19 protein-coding genes and 3 tRNA genes are annotated in these 19442 nt (G+C 71.8%); 4 read left to right on the top strand and 18 right to left on the bottom strand.

Translation table 11 applies throughout. The features are described 5' to 3' along the window. Window positions 1–17 precede the first annotated feature (17 nt). A tRNA-Glu gene (locus ACOKGD_RS06040) sits at window positions 18–90 on the bottom strand. Window positions 91–161: 71 nt separating this feature from the next. After that, window positions 162–234: transfer RNA gene (locus ACOKGD_RS06035), tRNA-Glu, on the bottom strand. 125 nt (window positions 235–359) lie between these two features. Between ACOKGD_RS06035 and ACOKGD_RS06030 the strand changes: the two genes are divergently transcribed. Next, the gene (locus ACOKGD_RS06030; RefSeq protein ID WP_342335094.1) at window positions 360–998 is read left to right on the top strand and encodes an MBL fold metallo-hydrolase; all 639 of its coding nucleotides are present in this window, start codon (window positions 360–362) and stop codon (window positions 996–998) included. A gap of 4 nt (window positions 999–1002) precedes the next feature. On the opposite strand, the gene ACOKGD_RS06025 is transcribed toward ACOKGD_RS06030, so the two are convergent. The 7 genes from ACOKGD_RS06025 to ACOKGD_RS05995 form a co-directional block, all read right to left on the bottom strand. Continuing rightward, complete coding sequence (locus tag ACOKGD_RS06025; protein WP_342335096.1) at window positions 1003–1728, bottom strand: hypothetical protein; 726 nt, start codon at window positions 1726–1728, stop codon at window positions 1003–1005. A gap of 27 nt (window positions 1729–1755) precedes the next feature. Beyond that, the gene (locus ACOKGD_RS06020) at window positions 1756–2700 is read right to left on the bottom strand and encodes a hypothetical protein (protein WP_342335097.1); all 945 of its coding nucleotides are present in this window, start codon (window positions 2698–2700) and stop codon (window positions 1756–1758) included. A gap of 47 nt (window positions 2701–2747) precedes the next feature. After that, the gene (locus tag ACOKGD_RS06015; RefSeq protein WP_342335099.1) at window positions 2748–3143 is read right to left on the bottom strand and encodes a TIGR03618 family F420-dependent PPOX class oxidoreductase; all 396 of its coding nucleotides are present in this window, start codon (window positions 3141–3143) and stop codon (window positions 2748–2750) included. 22 nt (window positions 3144–3165) lie between these two features. Next, window positions 3166–4146 (bottom strand): LLM class flavin-dependent oxidoreductase, encoded by a 981-nt coding sequence (locus ACOKGD_RS06010; protein ID WP_342335100.1) that lies wholly within the window; start codon window positions 4144–4146, stop codon window positions 3166–3168. 106 nt (window positions 4147–4252) lie between these two features. Further along, a tRNA-Gln gene (locus tag ACOKGD_RS06005) sits at window positions 4253–4324 on the bottom strand. An 89-nt stretch (window positions 4325–4413) separates the two neighbouring features. After that, window positions 4414–5928: a glutamate--tRNA ligase gene (gene gltX, locus ACOKGD_RS06000; protein ID WP_342335102.1), complete on the bottom strand. Its 1515-nt coding sequence runs from the start codon at window positions 5926–5928 to the stop codon at window positions 4414–4416. 42 nt (window positions 5929–5970) lie between these two features. After that, a complete protein-coding gene (locus ACOKGD_RS05995; RefSeq protein WP_342335103.1) occupies window positions 5971–6942 on the bottom strand; it encodes a LysR family transcriptional regulator in 972 nt (323 codons plus the stop codon). Between the two features lie 81 nt (window positions 6943–7023). Here ACOKGD_RS05995 and ACOKGD_RS05990 point away from each other — a divergent pair, with 81 nt between their 5' ends. Beyond that, complete coding sequence (locus ACOKGD_RS05990) at window positions 7024–8088, top strand: aminotransferase class V-fold PLP-dependent enzyme (protein WP_342335104.1); 1065 nt, start codon at window positions 7024–7026, stop codon at window positions 8086–8088. 21 nt (window positions 8089–8109) lie between these two features. Here the strand turns inward: ACOKGD_RS05990 and ACOKGD_RS05985 are convergent, their stop codons facing one another. Together ACOKGD_RS05985 and ACOKGD_RS05980 are read right to left on the bottom strand one after the other, a co-directional pair. Further along, window positions 8110–9354, bottom strand: coding sequence for an MFS transporter (locus ACOKGD_RS05985; RefSeq protein WP_342335105.1), 1245 nt, complete (start codon window positions 9352–9354; stop codon window positions 8110–8112). 1 nt (window position 9355) lies between these two features. Further along, entirely contained in the window at window positions 9356–10129 is a 774-nt protein-coding gene (locus ACOKGD_RS05980) for a fumarylacetoacetate hydrolase family protein (RefSeq protein WP_342335107.1), read from the bottom strand. 93 nt (window positions 10130–10222) lie between these two features. Here ACOKGD_RS05980 and ACOKGD_RS05975 point away from each other — a divergent pair, with 93 nt between their 5' ends. Then, entirely contained in the window at window positions 10223–10984 is a 762-nt protein-coding gene (locus tag ACOKGD_RS05975) for a peptidase E (protein ID WP_342335108.1), read from the top strand. A 50-nt stretch (window positions 10985–11034) separates the two neighbouring features. Here the strand turns inward: ACOKGD_RS05975 and ACOKGD_RS05970 are convergent, their stop codons facing one another. From ACOKGD_RS05970 to ACOKGD_RS05960, 3 genes are read right to left on the bottom strand one after another with little or no spacing between them, the layout of a single operon-like run. Next, window positions 11035–12135: a branched-chain amino acid aminotransferase gene (locus tag ACOKGD_RS05970; protein WP_342335109.1), complete on the bottom strand. Its 1101-nt coding sequence runs from the start codon at window positions 12133–12135 to the stop codon at window positions 11035–11037. Between the two features lie 48 nt (window positions 12136–12183). Then, a complete protein-coding gene (locus ACOKGD_RS05965) occupies window positions 12184–13236 on the bottom strand; it encodes a 3-isopropylmalate dehydrogenase (protein ID WP_342335110.1) in 1053 nt (350 codons plus the stop codon). Between the two features lie 59 nt (window positions 13237–13295). Continuing rightward, the gene (locus ACOKGD_RS05960; RefSeq protein WP_342335111.1) at window positions 13296–14813 is read right to left on the bottom strand and encodes an MFS transporter; all 1518 of its coding nucleotides are present in this window, start codon (window positions 14811–14813) and stop codon (window positions 13296–13298) included. Between the two features lie 85 nt (window positions 14814–14898). Here ACOKGD_RS05960 and ACOKGD_RS05955 point away from each other — a divergent pair, with 85 nt between their 5' ends. Further along, window positions 14899–15441 carry a TetR/AcrR family transcriptional regulator gene (locus tag ACOKGD_RS05955; protein ID WP_342335112.1) on the top strand — a complete coding sequence of 181 codons (543 nt, stop codon included), beginning with the start codon at window positions 14899–14901 and terminating at the stop codon, window positions 15439–15441. A 75-nt stretch (window positions 15442–15516) separates the two neighbouring features. Here ACOKGD_RS05955 and serA read toward each other — a convergent pair whose 3' ends face one another. From serA to prfB, 4 genes are all read right to left on the bottom strand, one after another. Further along, window positions 15517–17106 (bottom strand): phosphoglycerate dehydrogenase, encoded by a 1590-nt coding sequence (gene serA, locus ACOKGD_RS05950; protein WP_342335114.1) that lies wholly within the window; start codon window positions 17104–17106, stop codon window positions 15517–15519. A gap of 145 nt (window positions 17107–17251) precedes the next feature. Continuing rightward, complete coding sequence (locus ACOKGD_RS05945; RefSeq protein WP_342335115.1) at window positions 17252–17602, bottom strand: hypothetical protein; 351 nt, start codon at window positions 17600–17602, stop codon at window positions 17252–17254. After that, window positions 17599–18108, bottom strand: coding sequence for a DNA polymerase III subunit gamma/tau (locus ACOKGD_RS05940; RefSeq protein WP_342335116.1), 510 nt, complete (start codon window positions 18106–18108; stop codon window positions 17599–17601). Before ACOKGD_RS05940 ends, ACOKGD_RS05945 begins: the two co-directional genes overlap by 4 nt. A 103-nt stretch (window positions 18109–18211) precedes the next feature. After that, a complete protein-coding gene (gene prfB, locus ACOKGD_RS05935; protein ID WP_342335118.1) occupies window positions 18212–19321 on the bottom strand; it encodes a peptide chain release factor 2 in 1110 nt (369 codons plus the stop codon). Between the last annotated feature and the right edge of the window lie 121 nt (window positions 19322–19442).

Genomic DNA, 19442 nt, shown 5'->3' with positions numbered 1-19442 from the left:
GCTTCTTCGTCACAGTGTGACCCCAGCGGGATTCGAACCCGCGTTACCGGCGTGAGAGGCCAGCGTACTAGGCCGCTATACGATGGGGCCGTCCTAGATGCGATCCTCGCGGATCATCTCATCGGCGCAGTCGGCGACGAGAAAGTGTTTCACTTGTGAAGTGACCCCAGCGGGATTCGAACCCGCGTTACCGGCGTGAGAGGCCAGCGTACTAGGCCGCTATACGATGGGGCCGTCCTAGATTTCGTTCCCGTTTCCGGCAACTAGAAGATTATGACACGAGCCCGCAGCGGTGAACAAATCGGGCGGGCTTGTCCACCCTCCCGTGCGTGTCGCGCGCGCCATGGTTGGATCGGGGCATGCGCATCACCAAGCACGAGCATGCCGCCCTCCGCATCGACGTCGAAGGCCGCACGCTCCTGATCGATCCGGGATCCTTCACGACCGCGATGGACAACCTGCATGATCTCGACGCGATCGTCATCACGCACGAGCACGCCGATCATTGGACGCCCGAGCAGCTCGAGCGCATCTTCCACCAGGCCCCGACCGTGCCGATCTACACCACCGCCGCCGTCGCCGCCGCGATCACCGATCACCAGCCGGCGGTTGTGCTGCCGGGCGACGAGATCCGGATCGGCGCCTTCACGCTGCGCTTCTTCGGCGGCACGCACGCGCGAATCCACGAGAGCATTCCGCAGTGCGACAACGTCGGCGTCCTGGTGAACGACGAGCTCTACTACCCGGGTGACTCGTTCACGGTGCCCGAGGACGTCGATGTGAAGGTGCTGGCCGCTCCCGTCGGCGCCCCCTGGCTGAAGCTCGGCGAGGCCATGGACTTCGTCCTCGCCGTGAAGCCGCGCCACGCCTTCGGCACACACGACATGACGCTCTCGGTCGTCGGGCGCGGCATGAGCCTCAGCCGCCTGCAGTGGGCGACTGAGCAGCACGACGGCCGGTTCCACGTGCTGGAGCCGGGCGAGAGCATCGATATCTGAGGCCTCAGCCCTCGATCTCCGGCGGGACGACGCGCCAGACTCTGACCTCGTCCCCGATGAGCTCGAAGCGCAGCATCTCGCCGATGACGGCGTCGTCGATGTACTTCTTCTGGAAGGGGTACAGCGGATCCATCTCGGCCTCGACGACCGTGGCGTCGAGGTAGGTCGGGAAGGCGGCCTGGCCGCACGCGAGCTGAGGAAAGGCGCCGTCCGCCTCCGCGCCGCGCGGCAGCACGCCGATGCACCGGAAGCCCGCGACCTCGTCGGTCCAGGAGCGGATGTCGAGCGATCGGTACATCGCGTGGCTGGCCGCGTCCGGCGGGACCCCGTCCGGGATCGGGCGCTTCTCCGCGACGATGGGCAGCACCGCGTCCGGGTGCGGACCCGTCGCCTCGCCGATCGTCCGGGTGAGAGCCGCGCCCGCGATGGCGCCCACGACCAGCGCGCCGAGGATGAGCGGCCACCGCCTCGGCGTCGCCCGCGTGGCGGCGCGGGACTCGGGCGCCGCGGGGGCCACGATCGATGCCGGCGGCGCGGGGATCGTCGGCGCCGGCGAGGACGGCACCGCCTGGGCGGTGATCACCTCGGGCGGCGCCACCACCTCGTCTTCGGCGGCGGCGCGCACGCGCCCCTCGAGATAGGTCAGGCGCGCGATGCCGGCGGCATCGATCCCCCCGGCCGGTCCATACGCCCGGCGGCGCAGCTCGGCCAGTTCGACAGCTTCGTCCACCCGCTCATTCAAGCAGGGCGGATCGGCTCACCCGCGCAGGATCTCGTCGCGCCGGGCGAGATCGCGGGCGAGCGCGAGCTCGGTCTCGTGCGACTGCACCGCGAGGCGCGACTCGATGCCGCTGACGAGGTCCAGTGCCTCGTCGACGCGCGCCTGGGCGCTCTTGATCTGATCCCGCACCGCCCACGACGAGAAGATGTCGTCGAACCACAGGTCGAACGCATCCAGCTCGACGGAGAGCTGCAGGTCGGACGTCGCCCGCTGGCCGATATGGCCGAGCTCGACGGTGAGCGTGCGCAGCGCGCGGTCGGCCCGCTGCAGCTGCGCGGACGCCTTCTCCATCCGATCCCGCTTGGCGAGGTCGGTCAGGATCCCCGTGTCGAAGAACGTGTCATAGGTGGCCAGGCCGCCCGCCTGGGAGAGCAGACCGGCGGCGCCCTCGAGTGCCTGGATCGCGGCCGTCGCTGCCTGCCAGGCCTCTCTCACCTCCCGCCCCTCGGACTCCAGCAGCGCGAGCTGCCGGAGCAGCTGCGTGAGCGTCGCCGCATCGGCGCCGTCGTGCCGCAGCACCCACTCCTGCACCACGCGCTGCGCGTCGGCACGGCGGGCGGCGACGTCACCCAGCTCCGCTCGCCGCTGCTCGGTCGCCCGGGCGGCCTGCAGCGCCTCCTCGAGCCGATCCGCCGCGACGCCGAGACGGAACCGGGCGGCCTGCTCCTCGGCCCGCTCGCGCGCCAGACGGTCGTCGGTGTCGCCGCGCAACGCGGCCCAGGCGCGCGTGAAGGACACGCGCTCGAGCCTCTCGACGTCCCGCGCCTCGATGCCGAGCGCCGTGCGCGCCGCGGTCACCGCGGCGGCAGCGGCCGCGGCGACCTCCCGCTGGGCGTCGAGCAGGCGCTCCAGGCGCGCGGCCTCTGCCACCGACCGCTCGGCATCGGCGAGGACGGCACGAGGATCATCCGCATTCGACATGCGCTCATCCTGACACCGCGCGCGACCGGCGCCGGGCGGGCCCCCGCTCATCCGGCGTAGTCGCGGCCCCACCACGACGTCGGGCGCACCACGAAGGCGACGAGCCCGCTGCGGATCTCGTAGGGGTCGCCGGTGTACTTCCGGGCGACCCTGTCTGTGATGGCCATCGCGTCCTCGCCCTCGACCCGGGCGATCACCTCGCCGCGCACGGTGGCCATGTCGAGCGGGTTCGACGGGTCGGTCACCGACAGCGCGACCCGCGGATCGCGCGCGATGTTGCGGTCCTTGAGGGATCCGGCTTCGGTGAAGAAGGCGAGATCGCTCTCCCCCTCCACATCGATCCACACGGGCACGGATCTCGGGCCGCCGTCCTTTCCGACCGTGGCGAGATGGGCCACGGCGGTGCCGGCGAACTTGGGGGCGACTTCCGTCCAGTCGGTCATGACGCCCACGGTAGTCGTCCGTTCAGTCGCTCGTCAGCACCCGCGAGAGGTCCCGCAGCGCCCCGAGGCGATCCTCGCCGACCGGCGTCAGCAGCACGGTGGTGGCGCCCGCGTCGTGGCGTGCCGAGATCCGGGCACGCACCTGCGCGGGCGTGCCCGCGAGGGCGAGCTCGCCGATCCACGCCTCCGGGAGCCGCTCGGCGAACTGCTCCGGCGAATCGCACTCGGCCCTGAGGGCGGCGAGCTCGGCGGCGAACGGGAGGGGCGCGATGTGCGGCAGCCAGTCCGGCTCGCCGATCCACCCGAGGCCCGCTCGCACCGCGTCGAGCGCCGCCGACGGGTCGTCCGAGACGGCGGCCACGTCGTAGGTGATCGCCAGCGGCCGCTCCGCGCTCGTGCGCTGCGAGGCCACCCGCGCGAGCGACTCGGCGACGTACGCCGGTGCCGACGGCTCGGCCAGCACCACACCGTCCGAGACGACCCCCGCCGCCTCCAGCGACTTCGGGCCACGTACCCCGAGCACCACCGGCGGCACGGGGTCGGGCAGCTCCTCGAGCCGCACGCCGGAGACGTCGACGTAGCGGCCGCCGGAGGGCGGATCCTCCCCGCGCAGCAGCGCGCGCAGGGCGACGGTCCACTCTTTCAGCAGCGTCAGCGGGCTGGCGGGCCAGGCGCCGGCCTCCCGCATCCAGTCCGGCATGCCGTGCCCGATCCCGACCGTGAGACGGCCGGGGAACAGCCGCGCGAGGGTCGCGACCTCCATCGCGGCGAAGGCGACGTTGCGCGCCCCGGCCGGGAGGATCCCGATCCCCACCGTGATCCGGCTGGTCGCGGCGAGCACCACGGCGGCCTGCGCGATCCCGCCGCGGAACCCGAGGTCCTCGACCACCCAGACCTCGTCGAATCCCCACGACTCGGCGCGCGAGGCGAACTCGGTCAGCTGGTGAAGCGGCAGATCGCGCGGGAGCAGCACGCCGACGCGGCGCGGTGAGGGGCTCGTCATGCCGCCCACCCTAGAGCCGAAAGCGCTTCCGGGAGCAGCGCCTGCCCCGGGCCGCACGCGGCGGCGGAAACGCGAAAACCCCCGCCGAAGCGGGGGTTCTTCACTGCTGGGGTACCTGGACTCGAACCAAGAACAACGGAACCAGAAACCGCCGTGTTGCCAATTACACCATACCCCAATGGCTTCCGGGCTAGCCCGTGCCGAAGATCAAGCTTACGCGAACCTTCGGAACAGGCCAAACCGGCAGCCGAACGCGGGCGTGTCGCGTCAGGCGGTGAGCCGGACCACAAGCGCCGCGAGACGCGCGATGGATGCCTGCTTGCCGAGCAGCTCCATCGACTCGAACAGCGGCGGCGAGACGCGGCGGCCCGAGATGGCGACGCGCGGGGGGCCGTAGGCCACGCGCGGCTTCAGGCCGAGCCCGTCGATCAGGGCGCCCGCGAGCGCCGCCTGGATCGTCGCGGCCGTGAACTCGGCCTCGGGGACGAGCTCCAGCGCCGACACGCAGGCGTTCAGCACCGCGGCGGCGTTCTCGGGCAGCCCGGCGAGGGCGTCATCGTCGTAGGTGACCGCATCGGCGAACAGGAAGCCGAGCAGGCCGGGGGCGTCCCCGAGCAGGGGCAGGCGCTCCTGGATCAGCGGGGCGGCGGCCGCGATCAGCGAACGCTGCTCGTCGGTCGGGCTCTCCCCCACAACCCCCGCGGTGACGAGGTACGGCGTGATCCGCTCGGCGAAGTCGGCCGGCTCGAGCATGCGGATGTGGTCGCCGTTGATCGACTCGGCCTTCTTCTGGTCGAAGCGGGCAGGGTTCGGGTTCACGTCGGCGATGTCGAAGGCCGCGATGAACTCCTCGAGCGAGAACACGTCGCGGTCGTGGCCGATCGACCAGCCCAGCAGCGCCAGGTAGTTGAGCAGACCCTCGTGGATGAACCCGCGCTCGCGGTGCAGGAACAGGTCGGCCCGCGGGTCGCGCTTGGAGAGCTTCTTCGTGCCGTCGCCGAGCACCAGCGGCATGTGGCCGAAGCGCGGGATGAACGACGCCACGCCCGCATCGACGAGTGCCGCGTAGAGCACAAGCTGACGCGCGGTCGAGGGCATCAGGTCCTCGCCGCGCAGGACGTGCGTGATGCCCATGAGCGCGTCGTCGACGGGGTTCACGAACGTGTACAGCGGCGCGCCGTTCGGACGCACGATCACGAAGTCGGGGAACGATCCGGCGGGGAAGGTCACCTCTCCGCGGATCAGGTCGACGTAGGTGATGTCCTCGTCCGGCACCCGCAGGCGCAGCGCGGGCTGGCGGCCCTCGGCGAGGAACGCGGCCTTCTGCTCATCCGTGAGGTCGCGGTCGTAGTTGTCGTAGCCCATCTGCTTCGCGCGGCCGTTGGCCTCGTTGCGGGCGTCGATCTCCTCGGCCGTCGAGAAGCTCTCGTAGACCGCGCCGGCGGCCTTCAGCTTCTCGAGCACCTCGAGGTACAGGTGCCCGCGCTGCGACTGGCGGTACGGCTCGTGCGGGCCGCCGACCTCGACGCCCTCGTCCCAGTCGATGTGCAGCCAGCGAAGCGCGTCCAGCAGCTGCTGGTAGCTCTCCTCGCTGTCGCGCGCGGCGTCGGTGTCCTCGATGCGGAACACGAGCTTGCCGCCGGTGTGGCGCGCGTAGCCCCAGTTGAACAGGGCGGTGCGGATCAGGCCGACGTGAGGAAGGCCGGTGGGCGACGGGCAGAAGCGGACGCGGACGTCCGAGCCGGTGGCCGTCGTGGTGCGGGGATCGGGTGCAGAAGACATCGGATCCAGCTTAGTTGCGGATCCTGCCGATTCCGTGGGGCCTCAGCCGGCGGCCGCGGGGGCGATGATGTGGAGGATCAGCGACTCGAGCGCGGCGATCACCGCGCGCACCGACGGCAGACGCTCGGCGCCGCGGGCGGTCACCAGATGCAGCGTGCGACGCTCGCCGTCGGGCAGCGGGCGGATCGCGACCCCCTCGCGGCGGGCGGTGGCATCGAGGGCGATCCGCGGCAGGGTGGCGACGCCGATCCCCTGCGCCACGAGCCCCTCGACCGCGACGAAGTTGTCGGTCTCGAACGCGATCCGCGGAACGAAGCCGGCGCGGCCGCAGAGCTCGAGAAGGTGCCCTCGGCACCGCGGGCAGCCGCCGATCCAGTTCTCCTCCGCCAGGTCGGCGATGTCCACCCGGTCGCGCGACGCCCCCGGGTGGTCGGCCGGCAGCACCAGCAGCAGCTCCTCCTGGCCGACCGCGCGCACCGAGAGCCCGCGCGCGCTGCGCCCGTGCGGGTCGTCCCGATCCCCGGGGAAGCTGAAGGTCAGGGCGACGTCGGCGCGCCCCTCCCGCACCGCCTCCACCGCCTCCGGTGGCTCGGCCTCGACGTAGAGCACCTGCAGCCCCGGATCGGTGCGGCCGAGCTCGGCCAGCAGCCGCGGCAGCAGCGCGGCCGAGGCCGAGGGGAAGCCCGCCAGACGCACCACGCCCCTGCCTCCCCCGCGCAGCAGCTCGAGATCCTCCTGGGCGGCCTCGAGTGCCGTGACGACGGCGGGGGCGTGACGCGCGAGCACCCGGCCGGCCTCGGTGAGGCGCGCACGTCGCCCGACGCGCTCGATGAGCGGAAGCCCGGCCCGGGCCTCGAGCCGCTTGATGTGCTGGCTCACGGCGGGCTGGCTGTAGCCGAGCGCGAGGGCCGCCCCCGTGATGGATCCGGCGTCCGAGACCGCGCGCATCAGGCGGAGGTCGTGCGCGCCGAGCTCGACGCCCGCGGTGGGCAGCGGCTCATCGGGGCGGGGCATGACTCGACCATAACCTGATCGCATGAGCGTCATCCATAACCTGCCGTAGACGAATACTTGCCCGGACGAGACGCTCTTCTTATGAGCATGATCGCCCCCGCCCCCTCCCTCGCGCTGCGAGACGCGTTCGACGCGGGCGCCGACTACCTGGCCACCTGCACCGTGGGCATCACCCCGCGCCGCACACGCGACGCCCTGATCGCCGACGCCGAGGGCTCTGCCGCCGGCCTGGCCGATCCCGTGGCGTACGGCGCGGCGACCGAGCGGGCCCGTGCCCACTTCGCGGCCCTCGTCGGAACCGCGCCCACGCGGGTGGCCATCGGGTCGCAGACGTCCGCCTTCACCGCCCTGATCGCCGCCGCGCTCCCGGCCGGTGCCGAGGTGCTGGTGCCCGAGGGCGACTTCTCGTCGCTGCTCCTTCCCTTCGCCCACGCACCGCAGGGGCTGCGGGTGCGCGCCGTCCCGCTCGCGGCCCTCGCCGACGCGATCGGGCCGGGCACGGCGCTCGTGGCGTTCTCGCTCGTGCAGTCGGCCACGGGCGAGGTCGCCGACCTGCCCGCCATCACCGAGGCGGCACGGCGCCACGGCGCTCGCACCCTGTGCGACGGCGCGCAGGCCGTGGGCTGGATGCCCGTGGACGCCACGCAGGTCGACGCACTGGTGTGTCACGCGTACAAGTGGCTGTGCGCGCCGCGGGGCGTCGCCTTCCTCGCCATCTCGGAGGAGTTCGCCCGGCAGGTGCCGGCGCTCCATGCCGGCTGGTATGCCGGGGCCGATCCGTGGACCTCCTGCTACGGGCACACCACGCCCCTGGCCGACGACGCCACGCGCCTCGACGTCTCCCCCGCGTGGTCGGCGTTCCTTGGCGCCGAGCAGTCGCTCGCCCTGTTCGCCTCCGCCGATCAGCAGGCCTCCCTGGCGCACACCACGGGCCTCGCCGCGGCCTTCCGCGACGCGATCGGCGTCGCGGAGCCGTCGATCGCCAGCGCGATCGTCACCTGGCCCGACACGGACGGGCAGGCGCTGCTGCGCCTGTCGGCCGCCGGGATCGCCGCCTCCGGCCGAGCGGGCCGCGCGCGCGTCGGCTTCCACGTCTACAACGACGAGAGCGACGTGGAGCGCGCCGTACGCGCCCTCCGCGGGTGATGCGGGTGACGTCGTGGCGGGTCAGCGGCGGCCGAGGGGCGAGAGCGCCGCGGTGATCGCGACCACGCTCAGGGCGATCAGCGCGAGCGCGCCGTAGCCGAGGGCGTCGAGCACCACGCCGGCGAGCACGGCGCCGATCGCGGCGGACGCGGTCATCGTGGTGTCGCTCAGGCCCTGGCGACGCGGCCGGCGTGCGATCGGCGTCGCCTCCGTGAGCAGGGCCGATCCGGCCACCGTGCCGGCGCTCCAGCCGAGGCCCAGCAGGAACAGCCCGACGATGACCGCCGCGTGCTGCTCGGGCCAGAGCGTGAGCGTCACGAGCGCCGCCACGAGGATGCCGAGCCCCACCAGCACCGTGTTCACGCGGCCCGCGCGATCCGCCAGCCAGCCGAACAGCGGCGAGGCGCCGTACATGCCGAGCACGTGCAGGGCGATGGTGATGCCCACCAGCTGCGTGACGGCGGTCATGTCGCCGTGCCCGCCGTGGCCGCCGGCCATGTGCGAGAGGTGGATAGGCGTCATCGCCATGACGGACGCCATCACAACGTGCGAGGAGGCCACCGCGAGCATCGCGTAGCGCGCCGCGACGGGCCGATCCGACTCGACCACCGGCCCCGCCGATCCGGCCGTCCGCGCGATCCGCTGCGCGAGGACGAGCGGATCGGGGCGCAGGGCGATCAGGTAGAGCACCAGGGCCGCCATCTGGGCCACGATCGAGAACAGGTAGGAGCCGGTGAGCGGCGGCATCCCGATCGCGGCGCCCACCGCCTCGCCGGGGGTTGTCATCAGCGGGCCGAGCACGCCGCCGACGGTCGTCGCCCAGACGACGGTGCCCAGGTCGCGCCCACGACGCTGCGGGGTCGCGAGATCGGTCGCGGCGAAACGGGACTGCAGGTTGCCCGCGTTGCCGGCGCCGATCAGGATCACGCCCACCAGCAGCAGCGGGAACATCCGCAGCGCCGCCGCCAGGATCACGATCGCGATGCCCACCAGCGCGAACACGTTGCCGAGGGTCAGCGCGAAGCGGCGTCCGCGCGCGCCGGCGAGGCGGGCGAGCGGGATGGCGCAGAGCGCGGCGCCCAGCGTGACCGACGCGGTCGCGAAGCCCGAGAGCGACTCCTCGCCCGACAGGTCGGCGGCGAGCAGCGCCCCGAGCGAGACCGTCGCCCCGAACGCGACGCCGCCGAGCACCTGCCCCGCGGCGAGGGTCCGCACCGTGCGGGCCTGGACGCGGGCGACTCCCGACGCGTCGAGCTCGGTGGTCACGTCACGCGCTCAGCGCGTCGCGCGCGATGTTGCGCAGGATGCCGAGCCCCGGGATCTCGACCTCGATGACGTCGCCGGCCCCGAACGGGCCGACGCCCGCGGGCGTTCCGGTGAGGATCACATCGCCGGGCAGCAGCGTGAACGCGGCGGAGATGTACTCGATGAGGAACGGGATGTCGAAGATCATGTCGGTGAACGGCGCGCGCTGCTTCTCCTCGCCGTTCAGGCGCGTGATGACCTCGCCCTGGGCGGGGTCGAAGTCGGTCTCGATGGCCGGGCCGAGCGGGCAGAACGTGTCGAACCCCTTCGCGCGGGCCCACTGGCCGTCGGGCTTCTGCAGGTCGCGCGCGGTGACGTCGTTGGCGATCGTGTAGCCGAACACGTAGTTCAGCGCGTCGGCGGCCGAGACGTTCTTGGCGATCTGCCCGATGACGACGGCGAGCTCGCCCTCCCACTGCGTGTCCTGCGTCTGCGGCGGGCGCACGATCGTGTCGCCGGGCCCGATGACCGAGGTGTTGGGCTTGAGGAACAGCAGCGGCTGCTTCGGCACCTCGTTGCCGAGCTCGGCGGCGTGGTCGCGATAGTTGCGGCCGACGCACACCACCTTCGAGCGCGGGATCACGGGGGCCAGCAGCGCCACGTCTGCCAGCGAGACGCGCTCGCCCGTGGTGTCGAATCCGGCGAACAGCGGATCGCCCGCCAGCACAACGAGCTCCGTCCCGTCGAGGATGCCGAAGCGGATGCTGTCCTGGTGGCTGAAGCGAGCGATCTTCACCCGTTCAGCCTAGCCAGGCAGAGCACAGGGGCGGTGTCGGTCGCTCGTGCCATGCTGACGTCGTGACCCCGCGAAGCAGGCAGGACGGCGCCCATGGCGGCGAGTGAGCCCACGATCATCGCATCGAGCATCGGCTTCACCGGGCTGGGCCTCGGGCCGATGGACTGGGAGGCCGGGCCCGTCTATCGCCTCGCCGCCGAGTACGCGCGGACGTCGTCGGCTCCGCGGCTCTGCATCATCGACACGGCCGAGGGCGACAATCCGGCGTCGCTGACCGCCATGTACGCGGCCTTCGGGCGGCGGGGTTTCGTCGTGAGCCACCTCGCGCTGTTCCCGCAGCCCAACGTGGCCGATGTCGGCGGGTTCCTCCGCGCCCAGGATGTGATCTGGGTCGCGGGCGGCAGCGTGGCGAACCTCCTGGCGCTGTGGCGGCTGCACGGGCTGCGCGATGCCCTGCACGGCGCGTGGCAGTCCGGCGTGGTGCTGTGCGGGGTGTCGGCCGGATCCCTGTGCTGGTTCGTCGGCGGCACAACCGACTCGTTCGGGCCGCGACTGCGGCCCGTCTTCGATGGCCTGGGCTTCCTCCCGTACTCGAACAGCCCGCATCACGACGCCGAGGAGCAGCGCCGGCCGGCCATCACCGGGCTCGTCGGCGCGGGCGCGCTTCCCGATTGCTACGCGACGGACAACGGCAGCGCGGTCGTGTTCCGCGGCACCCGGTTCGAGGAGGCCGTCTCCGAGCGCGAGGGAGCGCGGGCGTGGCTGCTGCGACGCGACGGGGGCGGCGTGGTCGAGTCGCCCCTGCCGACCCGGATCCTGGAGCCCTGGCCGCGTGGGGAGCGCTTCGGCGCGTGAACGCGGAATGCCCCGCTCCGAGGAGCGGGGCATTCCGGACGGGCGGAGGCTCAGGCGTCCAGGCGCACCAGCCAGCCGTGGGTGTCCTCACGGCGGCCGTACTGGATGTCGGTGAGCTCCTCGCGCAGCGACAGGGCCAGCTCGCCGATGGGCTGCTGATCCTCGAAGTCGTCGCTCTTGAGCAGGCCGATCGGCGAGACAACGGCGGCGGTGCCGCACGCGAACACCTCGGTGATGTCGCCCGAGGCCACGCCCTCGCGCCACTCGGTGAGCGAGACGGGGCGGTTCTCGACGGTCAGTCCGCGGGCACGCGCCAGCTCGAGGATCGAGTTGCGGGTGATGCCGTCGAGGATGCTGTCGGAGGCGGGGGTGACGATCGTGCCGTCCTTCTTCACGAACAGGATGTTCATCCCGCCGAGCTCCTCGACGTAGCCGTCGGCGTCGAGGAAGACGACCTGGTCGCAGCCGCGCTCGTAGGCCTCGGCCTGCGGGAGCAGGCTCGCCGCGTAGTTGCCGCCGGTCTTCGCCGCGCCCGTGCCGCCCTTGCCGGCGCGCTGGTACTTCTCCTCGAGCCAGATGTTGATCGGCTTGATGCCGCGCGGCCAGTAGGAGCCCGCGGGGCTGGCGATCACGTAGTAGGCGACCTTGTTGGCCGCGCGGACGCCGAGGAACGCCTCCTTGGCGAACATGAACGGCCGCAGGTAGAGGCTCTGGTCCTCCCCCGACGGCACCCAGGCGCCGTCGACCGCGATCAGCTCGCGCAGCGACTGGAGGAAGTACTCCACGGGCAGCTCCGGCAGAGCGAGGCGACGCGCCGAACGCTGCAGGCGGAGCGCATTCTGATCCGGACGGAAGGTGTAGACACCGCCATCGGCGTGGCGGTACGCCTTGATGCCCTCGAAGATCTCCTGCCCGTAGTGCAGGACGGCCGCGGCCGGGTCGAGGCTGATCGGGCCGTAGGGCGAGACACGCGGACGGTGCCAGCCGCCCTTCGTGGACCAGCAGATGTCGACCATGTGGTCGGTGAAGTGCGTGCCGAAACCGGGGTTCTCGAGGATCGCGTCGCGCTCGGCCGGCGACTTCGCCGCGAGGTTCTTCGTGACGGCGAACGCGAGATCCGCTGCCTGGTCGTTCTGAGTCGTCTCAGTCATGGGGACAGTCCTGTCTTCTTCGGGCGTGCCTCGGGCGCGTGGCCCAGGTTACGCCTGGAGGCGGGCGGCGATGGCGTCGCCGATCTCCGCCGTGGTGCGGGGCTGTGCGCCCCGCTCGCTGATGTCGCTCTCGATCGCGCGCGTCACGCGATCCGCCGCGTCGCTGAGCCCGAGGTGATCGAGCAGCAGGGCGATGGAGCCGATGGCGGCCGTGGGGTCGGCCTTTCCGGAGCCGGCGATGTCCGGCGCGGATCCGTGCACCGGCTCGAACATCGACGGGAAGGCGCCAGAGGGGTTGATGTTCCCCGAGGCGGCGAGACCGATGCCACCGGTGACGGCGCCGGCCAGGTCCGTGAGGATGTCGCCGAAGAGGTTGTCGGTGACGATCACGTCAAAGCGGCTGGGGTTCGTGACCAGGAAGATCGTGGCCGCATCGACGTGCAGGTAGTCTACGGCGACGTCCGGGTGCTCGGCCGCGACCTCGTTCACCACGCGCTGCCACAGCGATCCGGCGTTCACGAGCACGTTGGTCTTGTGCACCAGCGTGAGCTTCCGGCCGCGGCGCTCGGCGAGGTCGAAGGCGTAGCGCACCACGCGCTCGACACCGTAGGCGGTGTTGACGCTCGTCTCGTTGGCGACCTCCGCGGGGGTGCCGCGGCGGATCGATCCGCCGTTTCCGACATACGGGCCCTCGGTGCCCTCGCGGACCACCACGAAGTCGATGTCGCCCGGGTCGGCCAGCGGGCCCGCCTGCCCGGGGTAGAGCTTCGACGGGCGCAGGTTCACGTAGTGGTCGAGCTCGAACCGCAGCTTCAGCAGCAGGCCGCGCTCGATGTTCGCGTCCTTCAGGCGCGGGTCGCCAGGGACGCCGCCGACGGCGCCGAGCAGGATCGCGTCGTGCGCCTTGATGGCGTCGAGGTCGTCGTCGGTGAGCGTGTCGCCGGTCTCGAGGAACCGCCCGGCACCGAGCGAGAACGGCGTCTTCTCGAAGGAGACGTCCGTTCCGGCGGTGGCGGCGTCGAGGACCTTGACGGCCTCGGCGATGACCTCGGGGCCGATGCCGTCACCCGGGATGACGGCCAGCTTCACGACACGCGACATTGCTCTCCTTCTCTCGCGCCGTGGCCGGGGCGGTCAGCGCTCCCTGGCGCTCCGCAGGCTCAGCGGCGTCTTCCCAGCGTAGTGGCGGCGATGACTCCGCTGAGCACGACGAGCCCCGCGCCGATGAAGGCGGTGAGGGCCACTCCCCCGTCGAAGGCGGCCGCCGCCGCGTCGCGCAGCGCGCGCCCGACCTCGCCGCCGAGGGTGTCGGCCGCGTTCATGGCGCCGGCGAGGGTCTCTCGCGCGTGGGCGGCGAGGTCGTCGGGCACACCGGCGGGCACGGCGAGCGTGGATCGGTAGCCGGCGGTCAGGATGCCGCCGAGGATCGAGGTGCCGAGCACGGCGCCGAGCTCGTACGCGGTCTCGGAGACCGCGCTGGCGGCGCCGGCCTTGGCGGCCGGGGCGTTGGCCAGGATGAGCTCGCCCGAGACGGTCTCGGCCGCGCCGACGCCGGCGCCGAGCAGCGTGAACGCGATCACGATCAGCCACAGGTCGTGGGCGCCGGAGAAGGCCACCACCAGGTAACCCGCGAGGGCGAGCGTGAGGCAGGCGGGCACCACGACGGCGGCCGAATGGCGCCGCGCAATGGGGGTGACTGCGAGGCCGCCCGCGATCGACAGCAGCATCCCGGGGACGAGGGCGATGCCCGCGGCCATCGGGCTCAGCCCCACGATCAGCTGCAGGTGCTGCGAGGCGAAGTACAGGAAGCCCACGAGCGCGATCACGCTGAAGAGGTTCACCAGGAGCGAGCCGGTGAAGCCCCAGCGCCGGAACAGGGCCATGTCGAGCATCGGGGCGCTCGCGCGGAGCTGGCGGCGCACGAAGAGCCACGCGAAGACCACGCCGATCACGACCGGCAGGGCGCCGGCCCAGCCGTGCACCGCGATCTCCTTGATGCCGAAGGCGATCGGCCCGAGCGCGAGCATCGACAGCGCGATGCTGACGACGTCGACCGGCGCGGGATGCGGATCGCGGCTCTCGGGGACGAAGACGGGCGCCAGCACCAGCAGCACCACAAGCACCGGGACCGCCAGCAGGAAGACGCTCTGCCAGGGCAGGTGCTCGATCAGGAATCCGCCGGCGATCGGGCCCAGCGCGGCGCCGGCCGAGAACATGCCCGCCCAGATCGCCACGGCGACGCGGCGCTGATCGCGGTTCGGGAAGATGCTGCGCAGCAGCGACATCGTCGACGGCATCAGGCAGGCGCCAAACAGGCCCATCGCCGCGCGCGCGGCGATCAGCCAGCCCGCCGTCGGCGCGAACACCGCGAGCACCGACACGAGCGTGAAGCCGACGGCGCCGATCAGCAGGATGCGGCGACGGCCCACCCGGTCGCCGAACGACCCCATGGTGACCAGAAGGCCGGCGAGCACCAACGAGTACGCGTCGATGATCCAGAGCTGCTCGGCGCTGGAGGGCTCGAGGTCGCGCGAGATCGCCGGCAGTGCGAAGTTCAGGATCGTGTTGTCGACCGACACCAGCAGCACGGGCAGCATCAGCACCGCCAGCGCGGTCCAGCCGCGCCATCCCGCGCGCGGCTCCGCCTGGGTCTCGATCGCCGTGGTGTGCGTCGTCATCTGCTGCTCCCGCTTAAGTGTACCGTCCGGTTGGTACAGTAATGGGAATCGCTGGGCATCGCCTGCGCGTGAGAAAGTGGTGCGCATGACCCGTCCGCCCCGCGCCCGAGAGAAGGTGCTCGACGCGTTCGAGCGCGTGCTCGTCGCGGAGGGCGAGCGGGCGGCGACCCTCGAGACCGTCGCCAGGGAAGCCGGCGTCTCCAAGGGCGGGCTCCTCTACCACTTCGGATCCCGCGAGGCCCTCGAGGAGGGCCTGTACGCCCGGCTGCGCATCCTCGTCGACGAGGACGTCGATGCCGTCCGCACCGCGCCGCAGGGCGCGATCTCGTACTTCCTGTCCACATCGGCCGACGTGGGCCTCCCCCTCGACACGGCCATCACGGCCGTCGGCCGCCTGGCGCACGGCGGCAACGCCACCGCCGCGGCCCTGCTCGCAGACGTCCGGGCACTGTGGGCCGATGCCCTGCGCCCCCACGTCCGTGACGACGCGGCGCTCGACCTCGTGATGCTCGTGAGCGACGGGATCTACGTCAACTCCGCCCTCATGAACGATCTGCCGGGGCCCGTGCCCCACGGGGCGGCCCTCGAGGCGCTCATCCGGATCGTCGAGGGCGCCGCGGGCGCCTGAGCGCCCCTGCGGTCGCCGCGCACACGCAACGCCCCGGCCGCGCGAGGCGCGACCGGGGCGTCGGGTGAGGCCGGATCAGGCCTCGGCGATCTCGATCTGCGTGATGAGCGTGGCGTCGATCTCGCGGCCGATCGCCTCGAGCACGTCGTCGGAGACCCGCTGGTCGACCGTCACGATGCTGAGCGCCAGGCCGGCCTGCTCGCGCGCGACCTGCATGCCCTCGATGTTGATGCCCGCGGCGCCGAACTTCTGGCCGTAGACCGCGACCACGCCGGGGGCGTCGCGGTAGATGAAGACGACGTGGTGCTTCTCGATCGGCACCTCGATCTCGTAGCCGTTGATGCCGACGATCTTCTGCACCATCCGCGTGCCGGCGAGCGTACCCGAGACGCTCAGGACGGTGCCGTCCGCGAGCGCGCCGCGCAGCGTCGTGATGTTGCGGTACTCGGGGCTCTCGGTCTCGGCCGTGAGGCGCGTCTCGATGCCCCGCTGCTCGGCGAACAGCGGCGCGTTGACGTACGAGACGTTCTCGCTGACGACGCCCGAGAGGATGCCCTTGAGCGCGGCCAGCTTGTAGACGCTCACGTCGTAGGCGGCGAGCTCGCCGCGCACGTCGATGTCGAGGCTGGTGACGGCGCTCTGCGCGAGACCGGTGAAGACCTGGCCGAGCTTCTCGACCAGCGCGATGCCGGGGCGCACGAACGGGTCGATGATGCCGCCCGCGACGTTCACCGCGTCGGGCACGAGGTCACCCTCGAGGGCGAGCTTGACCGACTTCGCGACCGCGATGCCCGCCTTCTCCTGGGCCTCGTCGGTCGACGCGCCGAGGTGCGGCGTCGCGACGACGTTGTGCAGGCCGGTGAGGCGGGTGTCGGCTGGCGGCTCGCTCGAGAACACGTCGAGGCCGGCTCCGGCGATCTCGCCGTCTTTCAGCGCCTGCTCCAGCGCGACCTCGTCGATCAGGCCGCCGCGCGCGACGTTGACGACGTACGACGTCGGCTTCATCTTCTTCAGCTGCTCGGTCGAGATCATGCCGGTGGTCTCGGGGGTCTTCGGCATGTGGATCGTGAGGAAGTCGGCCTGCTCGAGCACCTCGTCGAGCGTGCCCAGCTCGACGCCGAGCTGCTGCGCGCGCTGCGGGGTGACGTAGGGGTCGAAGGCGATGACGCGCATGCCGAACGCCTGCATGCGGGCGGCAACGAGGGCGCCGATGCGGCCGAGGCCGACCACCGCGAGCGTCTTCTCGAACAGCTCGGTGCCGGTGTACTTGCTGCGCTTCCATTCGCCGCCGGCGAGGGCCGACGCGGCCGGCGGGATGTGACGCGCGAGGCTCAGGATGTGACCGCAGGTCAGCTCGGCGGCCGAGATGATGTTCGAGGTCGGCGCGTTGACGACCATCACGCCGGCCGTGGTGGCGGCCTTGATGTCGACGTTGTCGAGACCGACGCCGGCACGGGCGATGACCTTGAGCTGCGGCGCCTGGGCGATCGCCTCCTCGTCCATCTTCGTGGCCGAGCGGATCAGGACGGCGTTCGCCTCGGCGAGGGCCGAGAACAGCGCGGCACGGTCGGTGCCGTCCACGGTTCGGACATCGAAGTCCGGACCGAGCGCGTCGATCGTGGCGGGAGAGAGTTCTTCGGCGATGAGCACGACGGGCTTCGGCACGGGGTGGATCCTTCGATGGCGTGCGCGGTGGGGACTGCGCGGGGTGTGGGTGGGTCCGTCGCGCCACGCCAGCGGAGCGCGATCCTGCCTGCCACTCTATCGGAGGCGCCGCGTCACTCCTGACGCGCGGGGGCCGCCGCGGGCCTCAGCCGATGATCGGCGTGACCGTCGTGTAGGCCACGACGTTCAGCCAGAACACCGCCACGAGGGCGAGCCCCGTGAGCAGGAACAGCGCCAGCGTGACGAGCCCGCGGCGCATTCCGAGGGCCAGCGCCACGCCGAACAGCACGATGGGCAGGGCGATCGCGAGGATCCAGACGACCCACCCCATCGTGTTGAGGGAGGCATCGGCCGCTCCCGCCGCCTGCACCCAGGCCACGAGGTAGCTGATCGCCGTCCAGACGGCGTAGGCGAACAGCAGGGCGAAGAAGCCCGCGACCGTCGCGATGGCCCAGACGGGCGGGGTGCGGCGTGCGTCGTGCGTCTCGGTGGTCATCGTCCGATCGTTCCCATCATCACGAACGGCCACGGCACCAGCAGCAGGATCCCGAGGCCGAGGCCCACGAAGCGCTGCCAGAGCGGGGACCGTCGGGTCGTGTGGAGTGTGACGAAGAACCAGATCACCGGCGCGGCGATGCCGAGCCACATGGCGGCCTGGAACATGAGGTCCGCCACCCCGCCGCCGGCCGTCTGCACGTCGCGGAGGCGGAAGCTGCCGAGTGCCCAGCCGACGACGTACAGCGCGTAGACGCCGGCGATGACGCCGAAGCTCACGAGCGCCGCGTTGCCCATCGGCCCGGCCTCGTGGTGCTCCGCGGGGTCTGCCGCGTCGGAGGCCGTGTGGGGCGTCGTCTCGGTCTTCTCGTCGGCCGTCGGCACGTCGCGGCTGCCCCGGCCCACGGCCCGCCAGCCGCGCGGCAGCGACGAAGGGGTGCGAGGTGCCGGGGTGTCGATCCGGTCCTCGTCGCCGTCCCAGGACAGGGCGTCGTCGTCGGAGCTCATACGCTCAGACTAGCGACCGCGGGGTCTCGACTCGCGGGGCGCGCGCCCGGATCCGGACGACGGCGCGGAGGGGCGCCGTCCAGCGGCGGAGGCGCGTAGCGCGTCAGTCCTCGATCTTGCGCTTGCGCCAGCGGATGCCGGCGTTGATCAGGCCCTCGAGGTCGCCGTCGAAGACGGACGCGGGGTTTCCCACCTCGTAGCCGGTGCGCAGATCCTTCACGAGCTGCTGGCCGTAGAGGAAGTACGAGCGCATCTGGTCGCCCCAGCTCGCGGTGATCGTTCCGGCGAGCTCCTTCTTCTTCGCCGCTTCCTCTTCCTTCTGGAGCAGGAGCAGGCGGGTCTGCAGGACGCGCATGGCCGCCGCGCGGTTCTGGATCTGCGACTTCTCGTTCTGCATCGACACGACGATGCCGGTCGGAAGGTGGGTCAGGCGCACGGCCGAGTCGGTCGTGTTGACCGACTGGCCGCCGGGGCCGGACGAGCGGAAGACGTCGACGCGGAGGTCGTTCTCCGGGATCTCGACCTCGCCGGCCTCCTCCATGATCGGGATGACCTCGACGGCGGCGAAGCTCGTCTGGCGCTTGTCGGCCGATCCGAAGGGGCTGATGCGCGCCAGGCGGTGGGTGCCCGCCTCGACCGAGAGGATGCCGTAGGCGTAGGGGGCGTCGATCTCGAACGTGGCCGACTTGATGCCCGCGCCCTCGGCGTAGGAGGTGTCGAGCACCTTCACCGGGTACTTGTTGCGCTCGGCGTAGCGCAGGTACATGCGCATCAGCATCTCGGCGAAGTCGGTGGCGTCGTCGCCGCCGGCGCCGGAGCGGATGGTGACGACCGCGCCGCGCGCGTCGTACTCGCCGTCGAGCAGCGTCTTGACCTCGAGGTCGCTGATGACCTTATCGAGGTCGGAGATCTCCTTGCGGGCCTCGCTGACCGAGTCCTCGTCGCCCATCTCGTTGGCGAGCTCGACGAGCACCTCGAGGTCGTCGAGGCGACGCTCGACCGCCTCGACGCGGTTGAGGGAGGCCTGCGTGTGGCTGAGCGCGCTGGTCACCTTCTGCGCATTGGCGGTGTCGTCCCACAGCCCGGGGGCGGCGGCCTCGGCCTCGAGGCGCGCGATGTCGGCGCGCAGCGACTCGACGTCGACCACCTCTCGGATGTTCGCGAACGTGGTGCGCAGCGCCTGGATCTCGGCGGAAGGATCGTATTCAAGCATTTCCCCTCAGCCTATCGCGGTGCGCTCCCCCCTCGCGCGGGGCTGGCCGTCTCCCCCACCGTGCATCGGCCGGGAGTAGCGTGAGAAGGGTGGCGGGTGACGGATCGGGCGAGGGCGGCGG

Origin of the sequence: Microbacterium phosphatis (assembly GCF_049177115.1) — a bacterium.
Lineage (GTDB): Bacteria > Actinomycetota > Actinomycetes > Actinomycetales > Microbacteriaceae > Microbacterium > Microbacterium phosphatis.
The sequence above is the reverse complement of the archived record's forward strand: the minus strand, read 5'-3'. Positions and strand labels throughout refer to the sequence as shown.